Source organism: Falsiruegeria sp. JB4-1, from assembly GCF_055693495.1.
In genome coordinates this window covers 3,517,119-3,536,469 of the sequence record NZ_JBVFTZ010000001.1, presented here as the reverse complement: position 1 = coordinate 3,536,469, position 19,351 = coordinate 3,517,119, and the positions used below count along the sequence as shown (strand labels likewise).

The 19,351-nt window shown below is 53.6% G+C and carries 14 protein-coding genes and 1 pseudogene; 6 read left to right on the top strand and 9 right to left on the bottom strand.

Going from position 1 to position 19,351, the window contains the following annotated elements:
• Positions 1 to 2 precede the first annotated feature (2 nt).
• Positions 3 to 908: a LysR family transcriptional regulator gene (locus tag ACZ1HE_RS18030; protein ID WP_472623008.1), complete on the bottom strand. Its 906-nt coding sequence runs from the start codon at positions 906 to 908 to the stop codon at positions 3 to 5.
• A 332-nt stretch (positions 909 to 1,240) separates the two neighbouring features.
• On the opposite strand from ACZ1HE_RS18030, the gene ACZ1HE_RS18025 reads away from it, so the two are divergent.
• The 5 genes from ACZ1HE_RS18025 (at position 1,241) to ACZ1HE_RS18005 (ending at position 5,898) form a co-directional block, all read left to right on the top strand.
• Positions 1,241 to 2,215: an AraC family transcriptional regulator gene (locus ACZ1HE_RS18025; protein WP_472623006.1), complete on the top strand. Its 975-nt coding sequence runs from the start codon at positions 1,241 to 1,243 to the stop codon at positions 2,213 to 2,215.
• Positions 2,216 to 2,761: 546 nt separating this feature from the next.
• Positions 2,762 to 3,520 (top strand): sugar transferase, encoded by a 759-nt coding sequence (locus ACZ1HE_RS18020; protein WP_472623004.1) that lies wholly within the window; start codon positions 2,762 to 2,764, stop codon positions 3,518 to 3,520.
• 56 nt (positions 3,521 to 3,576) lie between these two features.
• The gene (locus tag ACZ1HE_RS18015) at positions 3,577 to 4,497 is read left to right on the top strand and encodes a CpsD/CapB family tyrosine-protein kinase (RefSeq protein WP_472623002.1); all 921 of its coding nucleotides are present in this window, start codon (positions 3,577 to 3,579) and stop codon (positions 4,495 to 4,497) included.
• Positions 4,498 to 4,618: 121 nt separating this feature from the next.
• The gene (locus tag ACZ1HE_RS18010; protein ID WP_472623000.1) at positions 4,619 to 5,434 is read left to right on the top strand and encodes a hypothetical protein; all 816 of its coding nucleotides are present in this window, start codon (positions 4,619 to 4,621) and stop codon (positions 5,432 to 5,434) included.
• Entirely contained in the window at positions 5,434 to 5,898 is a 465-nt protein-coding gene (locus ACZ1HE_RS18005; protein ID WP_472622998.1) for a hypothetical protein, read from the top strand. Before ACZ1HE_RS18010 ends, ACZ1HE_RS18005 begins: the two co-directional genes overlap by 1 nt.
• On the opposite strand, the gene ACZ1HE_RS18000 is transcribed toward ACZ1HE_RS18005, so the two are convergent.
• Complete coding sequence (locus tag ACZ1HE_RS18000) at positions 5,895 to 7,256, bottom strand: oligosaccharide flippase family protein (protein WP_472622996.1); 1,362 nt, start codon at positions 7,254 to 7,256, stop codon at positions 5,895 to 5,897. The two genes, ACZ1HE_RS18005 and ACZ1HE_RS18000, sit on opposite strands and share 4 nt — an antisense overlap.
• 157 nt (positions 7,257 to 7,413) lie before the next feature.
• Here ACZ1HE_RS18000 and ACZ1HE_RS17995 point away from each other — a divergent pair, with 157 nt between their 5' ends.
• Positions 7,414 to 8,616 (top strand): glycosyltransferase, encoded by a 1,203-nt coding sequence (locus ACZ1HE_RS17995; RefSeq protein ID WP_472624543.1) that lies wholly within the window; start codon positions 7,414 to 7,416, stop codon positions 8,614 to 8,616.
• 24 nt (positions 8,617 to 8,640) lie between these two features.
• Here ACZ1HE_RS17995 and ACZ1HE_RS17990 read toward each other — a convergent pair whose 3' ends face one another.
• The 7 genes and pseudogenes from ACZ1HE_RS17990 to ACZ1HE_RS17960 all read right to left on the bottom strand — a co-directional run bounded on the left by ACZ1HE_RS17990 (position 8,641) and on the right by ACZ1HE_RS17960 (position 19,351).
• Positions 8,641 to 9,486: a glycosyltransferase gene (locus tag ACZ1HE_RS17990; protein WP_472622994.1), complete on the bottom strand. Its 846-nt coding sequence runs from the start codon at positions 9,484 to 9,486 to the stop codon at positions 8,641 to 8,643.
• A complete protein-coding gene (locus tag ACZ1HE_RS17985; RefSeq protein WP_472622992.1) occupies positions 9,483 to 12,044 on the bottom strand; it encodes a hypothetical protein in 2,562 nt (853 codons plus the stop codon). Before ACZ1HE_RS17985 ends, ACZ1HE_RS17990 begins: the two co-directional genes overlap by 4 nt.
• Positions 12,041 to 12,805 (bottom strand): hypothetical protein, encoded by a 765-nt coding sequence (locus ACZ1HE_RS17980; protein ID WP_472622990.1) that lies wholly within the window; start codon positions 12,803 to 12,805, stop codon positions 12,041 to 12,043. The genes ACZ1HE_RS17985 and ACZ1HE_RS17980 overlap by 4 nt, the downstream gene beginning before the upstream one ends.
• A 259-nt stretch (positions 12,806 to 13,064) precedes the next feature.
• Positions 13,065 to 13,406, bottom strand: a complete 342-nt coding sequence (locus tag ACZ1HE_RS17975; RefSeq protein ID WP_472624541.1) for a 4'-phosphopantetheinyl transferase superfamily protein — start codon at positions 13,404 to 13,406, stop codon at positions 13,065 to 13,067.
• Positions 13,407 to 13,436: 30 nt separating this feature from the next.
• A pseudogene (locus tag ACZ1HE_RS17970) lies at positions 13,437 to 13,706 on the bottom strand (4'-phosphopantetheinyl transferase family protein); the annotation flags it as partial.
• A 23-nt stretch (positions 13,707 to 13,729) separates the two neighbouring features.
• Positions 13,730 to 18,343, bottom strand: coding sequence for a MupA/Atu3671 family FMN-dependent luciferase-like monooxygenase (locus ACZ1HE_RS17965; RefSeq protein ID WP_472622988.1), 4,614 nt, complete (start codon positions 18,341 to 18,343; stop codon positions 13,730 to 13,732).
• The gene (locus ACZ1HE_RS17960; RefSeq protein WP_472622986.1) at positions 18,344 to 19,351 is read right to left on the bottom strand and encodes a glycosyltransferase family 2 protein; all 1,008 of its coding nucleotides are present in this window, start codon (positions 19,349 to 19,351) and stop codon (positions 18,344 to 18,346) included.

Genomic DNA, 19,351 nt, shown 5'->3' with positions numbered 1-19,351 from the left:
GGTCAAAGTGGGCTTTTGTGAGAATGGCCTAGCTGTTGGACCAAAAAGTCAATGAAAGCCCGGACCTTGGGCTGCGTAAACCGACCTGGTGGATAGACTGCATAAACAGGTTGCATCTGATCAGGCAAGTCAGGCATTGCATCACGCAGTAGGTCGAGATCCACCGCTTCGCGGAAAATGAACTCGGGCAAATAGGCGATCCCCAATCCTGCCACTGCCGCATTTAGCAGTGTTTGCCCGTCATTGACGCTCAATCCTCCGGCAACCGGTATCTGACGCAAGGCACCGGTCTGGTCTGTAAGGCGCCAAATATTGGATCCCGGGCGGGTCGTCCCGCTAAGTAACTTGTGCCCTTCAAGATCAGCGGGTTTCTCGGGCCAACCAGTGCTTTCAAGGTATTCCGGGCTGGCAACCAGACGCATCGGGAATTCCATCAACTTTCGTGCTCTCAAGCTGCTGTCACGCATTTCGCCCACACGAATTGCCAAGTCGAACCCTTCAGCGATCAGGTCCATGGTGTGATCGCTGAGTTCGAGGTTGACGGTGATGTCGGGGAATTCTTGCAGGAAAACACTCAGCAACGGCGAAAGTTCATGAATGCCAAAATCGGACGCGGCCGAGACCTGCAACAATCCCGACGGCTGTGCGTGCAAGGCGGCAACCAAAGCGTCAGCTTCACCGGCATCATTCAGAATGCGACTTGCCCTGTCATAGTAGGCAAGGCCGATTTCCGTTGGATTGACCCTGCGGGTTGTCCGGCTGAGCAAGCGGGCACCCAAGCGGGATTCTAATGCCGATATATGTTTGGACACTGCTGACTTTGATATTCCCATCTTGCGCGCGGCATCGGTAAAGCCACCTTCTTCGACGACGGTGGCAAAGGCTTCCATTTCAGTCAGGCGGCTCATTGTGGCCCTCCAAGTATCCCTAAGTCAAAAGCACGCGGACAGGTCGACTGAAGTGTTGCAGTTCAATCTCGCTTGGTCTTTGGATCGTGCCGATAATGTCATCCCACATGTGGGGAGGTGGTACAGATCATCCTTTGGGATATTGGACAAATCGTTCGGTGACTCGGACATTTTGCAGAAGATTTTTTAAATCCGGATGCTATGTTTCAGAAAACTCAGTTGAAACAACAAGGGTCTAGACCGGTTTGATTAAGACTTCGGGCAAGCTGATTTGCGGGATTGAGGGGTAGTCGCAGATGGTTCAACCGACCCCTCTTCATGGCGCCGTATTTGTGCAGACCCTCGCAAGGGACTTACTTGCGCAGGGCTTTGATGGACATCAGATCTTTGGCGGCTCTGGCATCACGCCAGATTTGCTGAATCAGGAAAAGCCATTCCTACCCTTTGATCAGATAGCGGCGTTTTTTGAGCGCGCATCCGAATTGACCGGTGACGATCTACTTGGGTTCGTTCGCGGTGGAAAACGAGAAATGCGTCGAACCGGGCTTATAAGCTACGTGGGACTGTCCTCACCGACGGTAAAAGATTTCATTCGCAACGTGGCCCGTTATCGCCGAGTATTTAGCGATGCGGTGGAAATCAACATAGACCGATTGGAACAGGACGGCGTGCTGCGCTGGTATTTTGCTGTCCCGACCAATGTCAAACGCAGGCAATACGTTGAATTTGGCGCGTCAGGTCTGGTTTTTGCCATGCGACAAGCAACCAATCGGAACTTCTGCCCTGAGCTTGTGACGTTCCACCATTCGCGTAACACCAACATCGAAGCATTTGAGCGTTTCTTTGGCTGCCCGGTGAAGTTCGGCCAGAACGCCAATGCCTACCACTTCAAGGCGACCGACCTGGAATTGCCATTGATGACGGCCGATAACGAGCTTTACAAGGTTTTGACCGACCTATGTGAACGCGTTTTGAAGGATAAATCCAGAAACCTGCCGCCCATCGTTGTCGAGGTCGAAAGAGCTATTGCTGACAAGCTGGCATCTGGTGATGCGAGCCAGGAGATTGTGGCGCGTACGCTTGGCATGAGTGCGCGCACCTTGTCACGTCGTCTGGCAGAACAGAACACAACATTCTTCAAGACCCTTGAAGAACTACGTACTGCATTGGCGGTCAATTATTTGAAGGACAGCAATCTGTCTCTGGCAGAGATATCCTATTTGCTCGGGTATTCAGGGCTCAGCAGTTTCAACGATGCGTTCAAACGATGGACCGGAAATACACCAGGCCAGTACAGGGGCGCATGAGCCTGTTCGTTGAATTGTCAGAACTTTGAAAACGCGCTGTAAGCTCGTCAAGCAATGTACTTGCACAAGTGTTAGCGCCAAATCATGACAGTCTGCATAACATGACAGCATTACCGAGATTGTTTGCCATGTTTGCGCCGCAATTCCCAAAATTCCCCTTAAAGGCCGGGCAGAGGCACTCCATTTACGATTCTGTTGAAGGGTAATTGAGAATACGTGAACAATGTGACCCGATTTGGGGGTATTGGTTCGACCGAGAATCGAATAATTACTGTTTTCTGCATGGTTATGGGGGGAAACAATCTGTTTACGCAGATTTTCTGAAAATTGACCAGGTGGGTGTTACGGTCAATCGTGGCAGAACCAAGGCAAAATTTGGCCGGTATCTGGCCATGAAGACGGTCGCGTTGGGGGCTGACGCGACTTAGGTAATAAGGGAGCCGATCCGCTGCATGAGGGGCATTGCGGGCCTAGCAATTTAAAGAAGTGTGTAGCAAGCGATGCGGCCGTCCTAGCCGTATCGTGAAGTCCCATGTGGGGGAAGCAATGAAGGACTATATCCAAGAAGCGGCCTTGGACTCTTCTGCGCGAGTATCGATCAGATCCGGGAATGCCGGTGGGGGGATGGCTGCAATGGTCGTCAGCCCGGCAAAATTGGACGCGGTACACAAGTCAGAAAATGATCAGCGCGGCTATTCAGTCTACAAAAGTTTTGGGAAACGGGCTTTGGACGTCAGTTTGATTGTTCTGAGCGCGCCGATTTCCATATTCGTAATTTTTGTTTGTGCCTTGGCATTGATGATGGAAGGTGGACAACCATTCTATCGCCAATGGCGTCTGGGGCGTAACGGTCAGAAATTTCGGATCTTGAAATTGCGGACCATGGTGGTGGATGCAGACAAGCAATTTGAGCATCTGATGCGGTCGGATCCGGAATTGCGACAGGAATGGGAAACGACGCAGAAATTAAAGAATGATCCGCGTATTACTCCGATAGGTCATTTCCTGCGTAAGACGTCCTTGGATGAGTTGCCACAACTGTGGAATGTTCTGATCGGTGAAATGAGCCTTGTTGGCCCGCGTCCCATGCTTCCTGAGCAATTGCCGCTGTATGGTCCAAGCAGGTCCTACTTTTCGCTTCGACCAGGAATTACTGGGTTGTGGCAGGTTTCGGCGCGCAATGAAAATACGTTTAGCGTCAGATCTCGAGTTGATGCTGTTTACGCCAGAAGCCTTGGGTTTTGGCAGGACGTGGTGCTGTTGATCAAGACCTTTGGCGTTGTGGTCAAACGAACCGGGTACTGACGGCTGGTTGAACGGCAAGCCGGGGGATCGGGAAAAAGTGGTTTGGGAGCTGCGACATGAGTTACTATGATAACACCATGGTGTCGAATTCTGAAAAAGACCTACACGCCGTTCAAACGGATGGCGCATATCAGGGCAACGCTCATCGTGGAGAGGGCGTTTACAAACCGTTTCGACGTAAGGCGGCGCTGCGCGATCTTCCAAGCCATGATGACCCTCTTGATTTGACAGAAGACAGCAGGGTCGAAACGCTTCCTGCCCTGGTACCCGAAACCTGGGAACTTTTGCGTCACGTGCCTTTGGGTGTGCGAGACCACTTTTTGTCCCGTGCCCCCTTGGTCAATTACTTTCGAGATACCTCGACGGCGCGAGCATTCGATGTATTGCGGACACGGTTATTGCAGACTTTGAAGCATAAAGGCTGGAAACGCGTCGCGGTAACAGCCCCAACTGCGGGATGCGGCGCAACTTTTACGGCGACGAATCTGGCATTGAGCCTTGCGCGGGTCCCGGACTGCCGCATGGTTCTTATGGATTTGAATATGCGCGATCCTGGCGTCAAGAACGTGCTGGATGTTGCTGCCGCCGGGCGTCAACAAAAGTTTTTGGACGGCCAAATCAGCGCACGGGATCATCTGGTAAAGTGCAGCGACACCTTGGCCTTGGGTCTCGTTGACAAACCCAGCAACACTGCTGCGGAATTGCTGCAATCGCCGATTTGCATTGAAGTTTTGGAAACGATGATCGAAGACATGCAGCCGGATGTGGTCCTGTATGATCTACCACCTGTGCTGGCATACGATGACTTTACAGCGTTCATGCCGCAAGTTGACGGTGTTCTGCTGGTCTCGGATGGGGAACAGACAACGGCCGATCAGATCAAGGCTTGCGAAAAGATCTTCGGTGGTCATATCCCCCTGTTGGGAGTTGTTTTGAACCGTGGCCGCAGTTCCGTACTTGAAGCCTACGCGTCGTGACACCAGCTTAACCTTGCAACTGCCATAGTTTCGCCAGCTTACTATGGTGTAAGATGGCTGACCGCCTCGATTGCGGGACGAGCAGGCATGAACAAATCAAATTGCAGGTTGGACACAGGCTATGGGGCCGATCTTTTCTTTGGGTGAACTCGCGGACATGGTCCGTCGCAGGGCGTTGCTGATCCTGACGGTTATCGTCTTGGGTTGTAGCGCGTCGGTCATGTTGGCGCTGCGCCAGGCGCACGAATATCAGGCCACCGAAGTTCTCCAAATTGTTCAGCCAGTCATCGCAGATGATCTTGCGAAATCAACGGTAGAAGGATCGTCGGCGAGGAGACTTCAACTTATTCAACAACGCTTGATGGCCAGGGGCAGTGTTCTTGAGGTCATTGACAAGTTCCAACTGTATTCTGATCTGCCCGGCCTTAAGGACAGCGAAAAGGTCGACATGTTGCGGCGTGCGGTCCAAATTGAAGGGGTTGCTGCGGCGCGCGAAGGGTATTCGGATGACGGAACAATTTCTGTCCTGACGATTTCGGCCCGGATGCCGACACCGGAATTGGCGCAACAGATTGCTCATGACTTTGGCCAACGCACGATTGAATTGAGCAAAGAGAACCGTATCGAACAAGCAAGCGAGACGCTTGCCTTTTTTGATGCTCAAGAGGCAGCGATTTCCAAGGAAATTTCGGACCTTGAAAATGAAATCACAGAGTACAGAAATACCAACGATCTGTCTTTGCCAGGAAGTCTGGAGTTTCGGCGGGAAGAGATTTCGACCATCAACGACGGGTTGTTGGACATTGCTCGCGACAGGATCGAAGTCGAACGATCGATGGAGCTGGCTGAAAAAGCCAACGACCAGCTACGGCCGAACGGCTGCGCGCGGACTACTTGGAGCAACTGGAAACGTTGGATGCGCAGCACAACCTGCTGATGGCACGAAAAATCGAACTGGAAGAGTTGATTGAAACCTCTCCTGAAGTGCAGCGAAAGCTGGGTGCATATGAACGTCAAGTAGAACAACTGCGCGACGAGCTTTCCAATATTGCTACGCGCCGCACGGACGCTGAACTGGGCTTTCGCCTGGAGGCCGAGCGCCAAGCAGAGCGTTTGACCGTTATCGAAGAAGCAGCATTGCCAGATTTTCCCATATCCGAAAGCCGCAAGAAAAAGGCTATTTTGGGCGGTGCTGCCAGCGTTGTTGCGGCCTTTGTTCTCGCCTATTTGCTCGAGCTTAAAAATCCGGTTATGCGATCAGCGGGGCAAATGGAACGCGAATTGGGTTTTGCACCTGTGGTTACGGTTCCGTTTCTGGATACCCAGGACAAGCCCCGATCCGTCTGGTCACGCTTGTTTTCGCTGTTTGGCGGAACTTCCAAAAAGGACAAGGCAGTTTAGCCGCTGACCAATAGGGATTGAATGCCCTCTGCGTGATACATCAAAATCAAATACACGCAGGAAAGTGAAAACACAAAGGCAACTACGTCGTGGAGCGGGTCCCAGACACGGTGCTTGACTGAGAGCCAGACCAGCACGGGATAACTGAATGCCATAGATATTCCTAATCCAGTTATGGCGCCCACCAAGCCAAAGTTCATTACCCCGTAAATGATGCACAGGGTCTGTGATCCGGCCTTTACCAAGCTCAAAACAAAAAAGGACTTGGAGTCGCCTGCGGCCAGAGCAGCGGCGTCGTAAGTCAAAATAATGGACTGCGGGATCATGGCACAGGCAATCAACGTGACTATCGGACCAGATGTCAGGTAGCGGTCATCATAGAGAAAACCGACCAGCCAAGGACCTGCGAGAGCTGTAACCAGCAACAGTCCGACGATGCCACTGGTAATAGAAGTGCGCAACAGCCGCAGTTTTCGTCGGCTTTGGTGGCTTTTGTGGGCGGGCCGGTCCCGATAGACAGGGATCATGATTTTTGGTGAAACCGCATGGCCCAACATGGATGGGAAACTGCCAAGGAAATAGGCGATGTTGTAAAGCCCAAGCGCTTCCAATGACAAAAAACGCCCGAGTATTGCGCGGTCTCCCTGGCTGATCAAAAAGGCCAACCCAGTGCTCAGGAAAATCCATTTGCCAAAGTGCACGATTTGCAGAACCGAGGTACGCTCCCATCTGAAATGATTGCGCGGGCCGGGAAGGCCGAAATGAGTCAAAGCCAGCTTTGCGACTGCCTGTACGACGCCTCCCAAGACCAAGGACAGCACCGATTGGGTGGCAAGGGCGAAACCGACCATAAACCCGATGCCGATAAATTGGCTTGCCAGATCAAGAGCCGTGAGCCGCCCAACCAACAGGTGTCGGTTCGCAGTTTCGATGCGTGTGGGGTTGAAACCGGAGACTAGCAACGCAATGGCTGCAATCGGAAGGTAATGTTTCAATTCCGGTTCATGATAAAATCCGGCAACCGGACTGGCCAGAGCACAGGCCGCACCGAACAGGATCACGCCTCGGATAACCTGAATGGTCCATGCTGTATTTAAAAAATCTGGATCATCCCCCCGCTTGTTCTGAGCAATTGAAGGGCCAATGCCGACGTCGGAGAAAAGATTCAGCCCGACGGTGACCACTCCGACAAGAGCCATCAGGCCAAATGCCTCGGGGAATAGTATCCGGGCCAGGATCAGGTTTGCCGCCAGCCTGAGCGCTTGGCTGCCGCCGTACCCCACGATCAACCAGGACGCGCTTCGCAGCACCCGGGCCATCAGGCCAGCGCCTGAAAAAGCTGATGCAATCGGGTTCATTTCGATGATTGCCTCATGGGTTCCTACGGCCTCTGTGATGGGGGCGATACTGCCTGTAGGTATTGGGGTACACAACAAAAACTGTTTTCGGCCAGAGCTTTTCAGAGTGTGGGCAACCGTTTAGGACTTGAACGACACATTCCTTGACGGTGCCGCTGTGAAAATCGCATATGTCCTGAATACCTATCCACAGCCTTCGCACAGCTTTATTCGCCGCGAAATACAGGCCCTTGAACGACTCGGATTTGACGTTGTTCGACTGGCAATGCGTCGCAGTGATGCGACTTTGGTTGATGTCAGAGATCAGGAAGAGGCAACTCGGACGGAATATGTTCTGGATCGCGGTGGCCTTGGGTTGTTGTCGGATGTGTTTTTGGTGGGCCTTCGGTCACCTCGATGTCTGTTCAAAGCCTGTGCGCTGGCTTGGCACATGGGCCGGGCGTCACCGTCCGGGGTATTTCGTCATCTTATCTATCTTGCCGAAGCGGCTTATGTTGCGCGCCATTGCAACACACAAGGTATCACGCACGTGCACGCCCATTTTGGCACAAACGCCACAGCGGTTGCCTTGTTGTCGGACGCCTTGGGTGGGTGTCGATATTCCTTCACTGTACATGGTCCCGAGGAATTCGACTCTGTTCATGGGCTGTCCCTTGCAAAAAAGCTGGAGAGGGCTTCGTTCGCAGTTGGCGTAAGCCAGTTTGGCCGTAGCCAACTGTGTCGCTGGGCGCCGTTTGATGCGTGGCCGCGTCTGAAGGTCGTTCATTGCGGAATTGAGCGCGCGGCCTTCGGGGCGTACGCGCCGATGCCAGAGGGGCCATTGCGTTTGGTCACAATAGGACGGTTTGTCGAACAAAAAGGACAGATGGTTTTGGTGAACGCTCTTGCACTTCTGCAGAGCATTCATCCCCAGGTCAGGATCACATTGGTCGGTGATGGCGAAATGCGAACTGACCTGGAGAGTGCCGTGATAGACGCGGGTTTGGAAAAGATGGTGCGGTTTACGGGCTGGTTGGATCAGGAAGGTGTACGCCGTGAGATCGATGCTGCACACGCTTTGGTAATGCCCAGTTTCGCTGAAGGTTTGCCGATGGTTGTCATGGAAGCCATGGCAGCCGCGCGTCCTGTCATTGCAACGCAGATTGCAGGAATACCGGAATTGGTCGAGCAGGGCCGATCCGGGTGGTTGGTTCCTGCTGGCGATGCCTCGGCACTGGCAGAGGTTATTGCCTTGGTTGCCGAAAAATCAATCGACGACATTGCGGAGATGGGGCAGGCCGCAAGAACGCGAGTACTTGAGCGTCATGATATTGACGACCAGGCTAGGAAACTGGCCGAGTTTTTCAGGATTGAGCTCTAGAGAGCCTGCGCCAAGACCTGAATCTCAGCGACCACGTGCCCATGTTGAGCGATCTTTGAACAAGGGGGTTTTCACCGACAGCGCAACAGTTGCGTAAACCGCAAATCCCAGTGGATCGCGAATAAGGCGCCTCAGTAGTTCGGTGAAGCCCAGAGATCTTACATCATCATTTTGCACAAGTTCGGGAAACAGGTGTTGGACTTGGCGCACACCTTGGTTTTGGCGTCTACGAACACGGACAAGATTGCGGAACCCTTGAACCATTGGCCAATCATATCGGGCCTGCAACCGGACCCGTTCTGATGGCGCAAAATGCAGACGGGCATATGTGTCGTCCGAAATGATGTCCGGCCATTGCCCCAATCGTTCACGTCCCGCTTGGTTCATTGCAAAGATGCCAAAACCGGGGCAGCCATCTTGAGCAAAGGGCAAGCTGGACCAAAAACGCGCATAGGTCCTTGTCACCCAATTCGCCCCTCCGTCGATTTCTGGAGTGCCGCTGCAATAGCCAGGTTGAGTATCAGACAGGTGTTCGGTGATTTGTGTGAGCAACTGAGGTGAGACGCGAACATCGACATCTAGGTAGACAAAGATCGTCCCCACGGCGGTGGCGTCACCTTCGTTCAAGGCGCCGATCTTACTGCCTTGCTCCAACTCGATCACAGTCCAGGTCCACCCTAGCGAATGTGCTTGTTCTTCCATGGAACGCGCAATTTCGGCTGTATCGTCGCTGCATCCATTGGCAACGATAACAACGTCGACCTCCCATCCTACGGGCAACGGATCGCTGTCAAAGAGGCACTTTGCACAGTCCGCAATAAAGTTCGCCTCGTTGTGGGCGGGAAGAATGATGCTTAGGGTTTGGGTCATCGGAATGCAGAAAGTGCCCGCCAGCGGGGATTATCGTCGGACAGGTATCTGAGGTGACCCCAACTGCCCCATTTGTTGGGTCGGTAAATGTCTGCATAGGCATTGAACAACTGACCGCCAAGCGCATGCCAGCCCCGAAGCAATTCAGTATACAATGCACCCATTTCGGGCGTGTAGTTGAAATGCGTAAAGAAGGCTGTCAGTTCTTCATCATCTACCATCGGCCCCACTCCAACGACATGCGATCCGCCCTCGTACATTATCAGATCCAAGCCATACTTTTTTGCAACTTCGGCTTGATAGGGCAAACGCTCGGTCAGGTTATGAGCCAGGGTATCCTCCCACTCACCGCTGACGAGACCGTCACGCAGTTCGGCCCATGCTTGAGCCGAAGCCGCGTCAAAACGGTGCTTTTCAACAAATGACGTCAACCCAGAGCCCGTAAGACCTTTTTCCCGACCCTGTTTCTCGGCCAGGGTCCGGCTTTCAGACAACCAACTCTGAACCATCTCTCGCCTGTTTTCTAACCCCAGCAGGCCGCCAAAATAGCCGGTAACCGCGTAGGCATCAAAATAGTCAGCGGGACGAGTTCTGTTGTTGTTGTCTGCCACCCAATCAGGGGCTTCCAGGATCAAGTCTTCCAGGCCGATCCAACCGGTTTGGGTTGCGATTACACGCACCAATCGATCCTGTGCCTGATCGCCATAAACCTTGTTCCAGATTTGTGCCATCTCGGCGGCACGCCCGCCATAGTAGGCAACCCAATGGTCCTTTTTCCCCCATGCAGCCAGAGCTTGTTCGTCGGCCCAATGCGCTTGTTGAAATTGCCAGTTCCACACCTCGTTAGAGAATTCCACATATGCTTTTTGCTCAACCCAAAGTGTCTTTTCCACGTATTGAGCAAAGGTCTGCATGTATTCATCTGTCGCCAGATGGGGCATGTTGAACCATCCGTCTGCGCCGGTTCTATTCAGCAGTTCGACCATAACCTCAAGTGGGACACCGAGACGGGCATATGTGTAATCAGTGGGTCTTGGGCGATTGATCCATTCGGATTGGGTTGAATTGTTGGTCTCCATCCAGTCCATGAAGCGTAAAACTTCGAACCCTTGCAGATGATCTAACCAAAGCGGGTTGAAGATGGCGCCTGCGTCGTAGGCATTTTGATGTTCGAGTTTAACAACCGATATGTTTCGGACATAATCCCCGCCCAAATGCGTTCGCTGGATGCGAATGTCGACTAAACCCGGGCCAGGCTCAAAATCAAACTCGACCCGGTTCTTGCCATATTTAACGTTCTTGGCTCGCCCTGAAACTTCGACGACGCCCTTGCCCTCATACCGCAGAAGGTATCGACCCTTAGTCGAGGTCGCTTCAGCTGGAATATCGGTCAGGATCAGAGTTCCGATCGAGCTGAGTTCCGGGGGAATTGCTTCGGGCCAACCATATTCATCAAGATATCCGGCCTTTTGCAGATCTTCGTGGCTTGACCCACCAAATTGCCGGGGCAAATGGCCGATCCAGGGGCGGGCGGTTTTCATTACGTCCAGAAACGGTTGCTGCACAGACCAGTCATTCACGCCCGCAAGCCCAATCGCCAAGGGTACAGGACCGTCGGGCTCTGGCGGTGTCGGAAACCCCTCTGGCAAGGCGACGGGTTCGGCTGGTTCAACGGTGGCTTGTGCTTCTTCGGGGTCTACATCGGCTTCGTCTGACGCGTCGCTTGTAACGGGCTCCGGAGGAGGGGGTGTTGGTCGGATGGTGTCATATGCAACCGCCGCATCATTTGCGATCTGTTGCAGTCTCTGCGCTAGCGCCGGACTTGGGGCACGATATGAACCGCCCCATTTGTCCCGTAGTCGTCGCGGCAGACCGACCGGACTTTCCCCGGAAATCACCGCATATTGGACCATTGTCAAAAAGTAGAAGCCCAGGTCGTTGGGGTGGATGTTGTCGGAAAAGAAATCTTCGATCCCTCCGACACCGGGTACAGAACCTGCGGCAATTTCTGAAGTTAGGCGCGACATGGCTTGTCCCGCAGGGATCAATTGCATCGGCGGGGCATCCGGATCGCGTTTGGTGTTCACCGCATCAACAATCCCTTGCCAAACAGAGAGGTCTTGCTCAATACGCTGTAGCCAAGGCGTGTCGTCGCCATCGTCATATTCAATGTCGATCCCGCTGCCGGACCGCAAATCGTGCCAGGTTTCCTGCAAGAAAACACGGGTTTCTGCGTTTGCTCCAACGGCGAGATCATAGTATTTTTGCGCGTATTCGACACTGTCGCCATACCCGGCATGATTGGCGAGTGGAATGGCCTCGGTTAGTACGACGACATTGTAGTCCCCGCCTGCCAATGCGCGTCTGGCGTTCAGGCCTTCGCCACGGTCGGGTTCGGTCCAGTTATAGGACAAGGGCGCGCCATTGATGATCTGATAGTCCACCTGAACGTTTGGAGCGGCCCGATCAAGAACCTCTGCCATCATCTGCGGATTGGTAGGACCAAACAGGCTGTGCCCGACAAAAAAAACGCCGACCAGTGTGGACAGCCAACTCATTGCGGAACTCCGGTTTTTGGATAAGAGGTGACAGTTGTCCAAACGATCTCCTGCATCAACAGGGCCGCTTCTGGTGAGGGTGCTTTGGCGGGGGTGCCATCTGCCTTTAAAAGCTCATGGGGCAAACCAACCGGAGATTGTTGGTACAAGACGGCATAATGTGTCAAAGCAACCAGGTAGTTCCCAAGATCACCCATGTGAATCGGATCGAGCTTGCCATCGGGGTCAGTACCAAACAGATCCTCGGGACCTGAAATTCCATCAACCCCGCCCGCTGCATTGACAGCTTTCGTGAATTGCAACAGAACCTGTCCAGCTGGAATTACATGAACCGGTCGATCAGGATGTCGGGCCAGGTCAACCAACAAAAGGCGGTTTTCCCACAGATTTTCAAGATCTTCTTCCAGCCGCAGCTCCCACCCCTTCGGGTCGTTGAGCCAGTGCCACGTTTCATAGAGAAAAATTCGGCCGTCGGGGTTGGCATCATGTGCAAGATCAGCCCACAGTCCCAGATACTTCACGCTCTCATGGTATTTGATCGCATCCTTCAACTCGACCATTTCGGTCACAACAACCGCGTCATAATTTCCCGATCCAACGGCCTCTGAGGCCGGACGGAACACGTCGGGTCGCGTGTTGCTTTCGTCAAAGCCCAAAATCTCGATATCCGGCTCCCAATGCGCTCTCAGTTGGGTGCCCCAACCAAGTTGGCTGTTGTATCTGTGCCCATCTCCGGCCAGTTGCGCCAGCATGGCGGGCATGTCTTGGTTGACTAAGCTGTGCCCCAGAAAAAAGACATTCATAGGTCCCTTTGGAGCTGGCAACGGAGTTGCATAGGTAGCATTTACCACTGCTGCGGAAGGAACACGGGGTTTCAACCAAAACCAATATACCCCGGCACAAAAGACCATCAGAACTGGCAGAAGCAATAAGAGAATACGCATTGTCGGCCTAACTTGTTTCACAGGATCGCAGGTTGGGTTGTGTCAGAAACATTTGTAGCGTGACTGCAATCGGCTTTCACGCACGAACTGTGACCGCCGAGACAATCAACCCATGGCCCTGCGCGATTTTCCCCGAAATCTGATCACCTTGTGCAAAGGGGGCAACGGATTGCGTGAACTGAGCAGAAAACCGATCACGGGAATTTGTGAAACTCATCTCTAGGGTCTGGAAATCAAACAGCTGATTGCTGAGGGGATATTGTGCCTTGTAGACGCACTCCTTAACCGAGAACACCAGCTTGGCATCGAGTAACGGATTTTCCTGACGACTTAACCAACTTTGCTCTGATGGTGTGCAGACCGTTTCGAGCAGGTCTTTTGAAAGAGGTGTGAAGTCCTCAATATCCAGTCCAAGCATGTGAACGTCACCAACCCAGGCGACAGCGGCAAGGCAAGCGCGGTCACAGTGGGTTATGCTTCCAATCAAGGGCGCTGGCCAGATTGGAGCTCGATCTTGTCCCATTGGAATTGCCATAGCGGGCGCGCCAAGTTCGGCCATGGCTTTTCGGGCGGCCATTCTGCCAGCCGCAAACTCACGTCGCCGTTTTGGGACGGCGCCCTTAACAGCCAGCAACTCTTCAGGGTACGCGGAATTATTGCCCTGGGGGTCGGCCGCGGCCAGAGCAACCACCGGGTCGACAATGGATGATGCCAGCATCAATGCAGAGGAAACAGCTTCATTCATTGGGTCCGCATCCGGCGTCCTGCGCGCATGGCGCGGCGTTTGGACATTGTTTCAGATCGGGCGGCAGTGTCGGTGACGGGCTGGTGTTCGTCTACTGAGTCCTGGTTCAGATGCGCGCTTAACCCACCCAGGGTTGGAAACCGGAATATGTCGGTGATCGAAAGGCTTGGTTGGTCGAGCACCTGACGAAGTTCCCGGTGCACCTGAACTGCCAGCAGAGAATGACCGCCCAGAGTAAAGAAATTGTCGTTCGGTTGAATATCGCTCACGCCGAGCGTGCGTGACCAAATGGCCGCAATTTTGGCTTGTACACCATCGGTTGGCTGATCGCTTTGAACCGGTTTTGCAGTGCTCTGAGGGGTTGGGTCCGGCAGGGCCTTGCGGTCGATCTTCTTGTTTGGCGTCAAAGGAAAGTGATCGAGCGTCACTATATGAGTAGGCACCATGACCTCGGGTAGACAGCTGGCCAGATGGCTTCGCAGCGCGGCGTCCGAAACGGGTGTATCTGTCGTGATGTAGCCGATCAACTGAACATTTCCTGCCTGTTCTCTTGAAATGACAACCGATGCTCGAACACCGGAAAAACCGGATAGTGCGTTTTCGATTTCGCCAAGCTCGATCCGTTGTCCACGTATTTTGATCTGATGATCCGCACGCCCCAGAAAATCGAGGCTGCCATCTGCCCGCCATCGCACCAGATCCCCGGTGCGATACATCAGTGGAGCAGCCGTAACCGTCAGCCCGGCCTCAGTGGCAAACCGATCGATCTCGAACCGTTCTTCAGTCAGTTCGCGGCGGTGCCAATACCCGCGAGTGACACCTTCGCCGCCGATGAAAAGTTCACCTGGAACGCCAAGCGGGCAAAGTGCGCCTGTGTCGTCCAGAACGTAGACAGCCGTATTTGCGATCGGTGTGCCAATGTCGACGACACCTTGGGGCTCGTTCGGTACCTCCCGGCAAGTCGACCAGATTGTGGTCTCGGTGGGGCCGTACATGTTTAGGATCTTGGCTTTGGTGCAACGGCGCAGGTCGTTGACCAATTCGGCTGGTAAGGCTTCTCCACCAAGTAAGAGATGTTCAACCTGACCCAATGCTATTCGAGCCTCGTCATTCATCGAGATGATGCGCGCCATCGACGGCGTACACTGCATGTGGGTTACACCGTGGCGAATGATTTGCGCCGCCAGAGAAAAGTCATCGTTGGCCAGTGTACTAGGGGCGTTGGCAAGCCGGAGCACCTCGGCCAAGGGTTTGAGCCCTTCCAAAACAACTTCCGGGTCAATTCCATAGTCAATCAGGCAGGCGATCTCATCCACACCTATCCGTTTGAGGCTTTCGACGCGGGCCACGGCATCTTGCACGGTGCCAAATAGACCTGAATCCTCGAAGTATCTCTCAAAGGCAAAATCCAGGATGGCTTCAAGCTCATCTGTGCTGAGTGACCCCAAATCCATTTCGAAAGGGTTGGAAACTCCTTTGGGCTTCTTGAAGGCCGGGAATGCCCAGGCATATTGTTTGATCAGTGCCGCAGCTGAACGCAGGTAGTCTTTCATCGGCTCGCGAGCGATCTGGGCAGCCTCCTCGCGGGTATCAGCCAGATAGCTGTGCAGCATCAATGTCACGCGATGATCTTCCGGGGCATGTCCTGCCTCGCGCAAGGCTCGGTGGTATAGTTGGATCTTTTCGGCCACTTCATCGATGCTTTGCCCCAACAGGTGGGTCAAAACATTTGCACCTATTCGTCCAGCTTCGATCCAGGTTTCAGGATTACCCGCTGTTGTCACCCAAACTGGCAGGTTTTTTGACACAGGTCGCGGTTGGGTTACGACTGCGTGCGTGGAACCATCTGCTTTTACAAACTCTACCGACTCTCCGCGCCAAAGTTTGCGAACGGTTTCAATGCTTTCAAACATTGCTGGTTTATTCTGCGGAGGCGTGTTCTCAGGCCTCAGGATAAAATCGTCGGGTTGCCAGCCAGACGCAAAACCGATTGCGGCCCGCCCGCCCGTCAGGTTGTCGATGACGGCCCACTCCTCAGCAATTCGCGCTGGATGGTGCAGGGGTGCCACACAGCTACCTGCTCGCACGGACAGGTTTTTGGTAACAGCTGCAACTGCAGCCCCTGTCACGGACGGATTTGGATAAGGACCGCCAAACGCGTGGAAATGTCGCTCAGGTGTCCAGACAGCGTTGAACCCGTTCGCGTCTGCAAATTTAGCCCCTTCAAGCAACAATTGGTACTTTTTCGGCCCCGGACCGTCATCGTTGCCCCAATACATCAGGTTGAAATCAATAGGGCGATCAATCTGTGTGATTGGACCGTTCGAAACAACGGCACGGTTTTCGTTGCCTGTCAGAACCACTTTGAAGCCGCGTGCAAGCGTCCAAAACAATTCTAGTACAGAGATATCGAAGTTGAGGCTGGTGACTGCCAGCCAGACAGCGCCGTCTTCGTGCTCGATGCGGTCGTCCATCCCGGCAAAGAAGTTGGCGACGTTCCGATGCTCGACCATCACGCCCTTTGGGGTGCCTGTCGAACCAGAAGTGTAGATCAGATAAGCCAAATCGTCGGCGGTTGCTCCGCCGTCAACGTTACGGGCTTCAGGGTCGGTCTCGACGTCTTCGATGCACAGGATGTCTGCATCCGAGGATGGTAGGTTCGTGATCATGTCGCGTTGTGAGATCAGAACGCTTGCCTGGCTGTCTTTGACATAGTGCGCGATGCGATCGGATGGATAGGCGGGATCAAGCGGCACATAGGCCCCTCCCGCCTTGAGGATTGCCATTGCACCTATAACCATGTCCAGTGAGCGATCGGTGTATAGGCCTACGTTAGCGCCAGGGCCAACGCCCATGGCGCGCAAACGTTCGGCAACACTGTTGGCGCGTCTATTCAGTTCGCTATAGCTAAGGGCCTTGTCATCGATGACAAGCGCAACAGCATCTGGAGATCTTTCCGCTTGTGTCTCAAAGGCGTGATGTACGGTTTCGTTGCGATCATAGCTTTTGGCACTGCTGTTCCAATTGGTCAGAATACGTGCCCGTTCCGAAGCCGACAGGATTGATAGGTTACTGATAGAGCTATCTTTATTGGCGTCTTGAACTTGCTCTATTGCCGTTTCCAAGCGTCGTGCCAAAAGCGCGATCGTGGCCGCGTCAAACGATGCTCGATCTACGTGCAAAACAGCCTGTTCGGGTTGCAGCGAAACAGTGACGCAGCTTCCGGTTATTGGACCTGCCGCGTCTAGCGAAATGGCGATCTGCGGGATTTGGAAACCCGTGATTGCAGGGTCTCGGACTGGCAGATCGGACGGAAATCCTCCGAGCGACGCAGCTTGATCTGTAGTGGTGGTAAGTCGGTTAGCGATTGCAGATAAAGTCTCGTTTCCGAATACGGGGAGGGGAACCCAAGGTTCGACAAATCCAGGCGCCAGATTGGCCTTTGTCTGCAAAGGTGCAGAGGTAAGAGCAATCACGATTTCTTCTGACCCGTCACCGTGTTGCGCCCAAACCGCCGCGGCCAGCGCTAATTGTTCGACGGAAACGCCTTGAGGTACCGCAATTTGAACCGTGTCACATTCCCCGTTTGTGGCGCCTGTGGCCAGTGGCATGGCGACAGGTTTGCCCCTGTGCAAAACCGGGCGCCAATGACGCTCACCCGCCAGCACTGAAGAGATGGCATCGGACCGCTGCTTGGCCTGATCAACCGTTGGGCTTTGAAGAACCTGTCCAACTTTGACCCAATCCGAAAGCGACAAGGCGCTTCCGTGAAGTGTGGTAAGCTGTTCGAAGCGAATGTCGCCCTGTCCTGTCGCGACCACCAAACCCGAGGTATCAAACTGTAGAACGGTTCCCGGTTCTTTGCCGCTGTTGTCCCCTGTTGGGCTTGCAGACCCGATGGCAATGAGCCCATTGTCCGTTTCGATCTTGGGGCACACCAACGGGTTCCAATATTCTCCAAAGTGCAGCGATCGGACAACAGTCGCCAAGCGGTCAGCGGACTGGGTCAGATCCAGAGAGCCACCCGCATCAGGTCGATCATCGCGTGCAAAATAACGGCGATCCGTCAAATTCTGCTCAGTCGGCCTCAAGCCGTTTTCCAGTTGCTCCAATACATCTGAAAAACTGTCGAGAGCCGCTGCATAGCATTTCGAGTTCAGCGACAAGGCGGTTTCATCTGATCCAACGTCAAACGTGGGCTGAGCCAGGATGTCACCTGTATCGATACCTTTCTCGATCAGGTGCCAGGTTACGCCATAGCTTGTTTCGTCATTCAGCAAGGCCCATACAGGGGTGTTCAGACCAGCATAATGGGGAAGGGGACCGTCGTGAAAATTCACCGAACCCTTTGCCGGTAAAGACAGGATATCGTCCCCCAACACCTGAAGATTGGCAATCGAGAGCAACCAATCAATGTCACCCGGTTGGAACAATTCTGTCAGGGTCGAGACCTTGTCCCCATGCGGCAGGCCTTTTGACGCAGCCCAGGACTGGATTGCAGGATCTGACGAAATGACAGCCCTGATCTGGTGTCCCTGATCCATGACCGCATCGGCGCAGCCAATTAATAGAGATTCATTGCCAATTACGACGCAGGAAAAACCAGTCATCTAGGATCCTTCACAATGGGAACCGGGGGAAGGTGGAATCTTGTAAGCCGGGCCGCGAAATATTGATGCGATGGCGTGGGTGACCAGGTCGCATAGAAACCAGTTTGGATCTGCCTGTGGTTTTCGCTGAATGAACTTGCGAATGCGCCAAAGCGATCCGGCTAAAACAAGGCTGAATGTTGAGATGGTTGCGTAGATGACACCATGGTTCTTGACTAAATACCGCAAACGCGAGTCAAACCAATAGGGTGGAGTCCGATCCCAGGTTTTCATGCCTGTGCTTGCGGATCCAAGATGAACAACTTTGCTTTGTGGCAAGTAGTGCGTGGTAAATCCCATTGCGGCAGCCCGGCGGCACAAATCAGTTTCTTCGAAATACAGAAAGAAATTCTCGTCAAAGCCATCGGTTGCTTCAATCACTTCTCGTCGGATCATCAGGCTCACCCCTGCGGTCCAGTCAACACGCATTTCATGCTTTGAGATCGGCAGTGTGATGATGGAGTTTTTTAATACCCGGCTGACAAGCCCGGTTCGCGCAGCGGCCTCGAATTCCCCGGTGATGGACGGGAAACGAAATGCCGTTTGGTGCGGTACGTTATCCTCACCTTGAATGTAGCTGCCAACCAAACCCGCCGTGGGGGTGGCGTGTAGAAAATCACGCAAGAGTTTGATTGAATTCGGCTCGGGCCACGCGTCTGAATTCAAAACATAGTAAAAGTCCGGTTGTGCGCCCGATGACAGGTTTGCACGCATGCCAAAGTTCATGCCCGCACCAAACCCTCCATTTCGGCCGCTTTGCAGAACCCGCACCCGGTTGTTGTGGCTCCATCCGTTTTGTTCTGCGGTGTTCTGAAGCAGTTCGAAAGAGCCATCTTCTGAAGCGTTGTCGACCACAACAATCTCGCCATTCGTTCCTTCGATGCTGCGCACCGCCGCCTCGCAGGCTCTGAGCGTAAGTTCAGGTGTGCGATAGTTCAGGATAACCGTGAGAATCGACTGATCTGACAT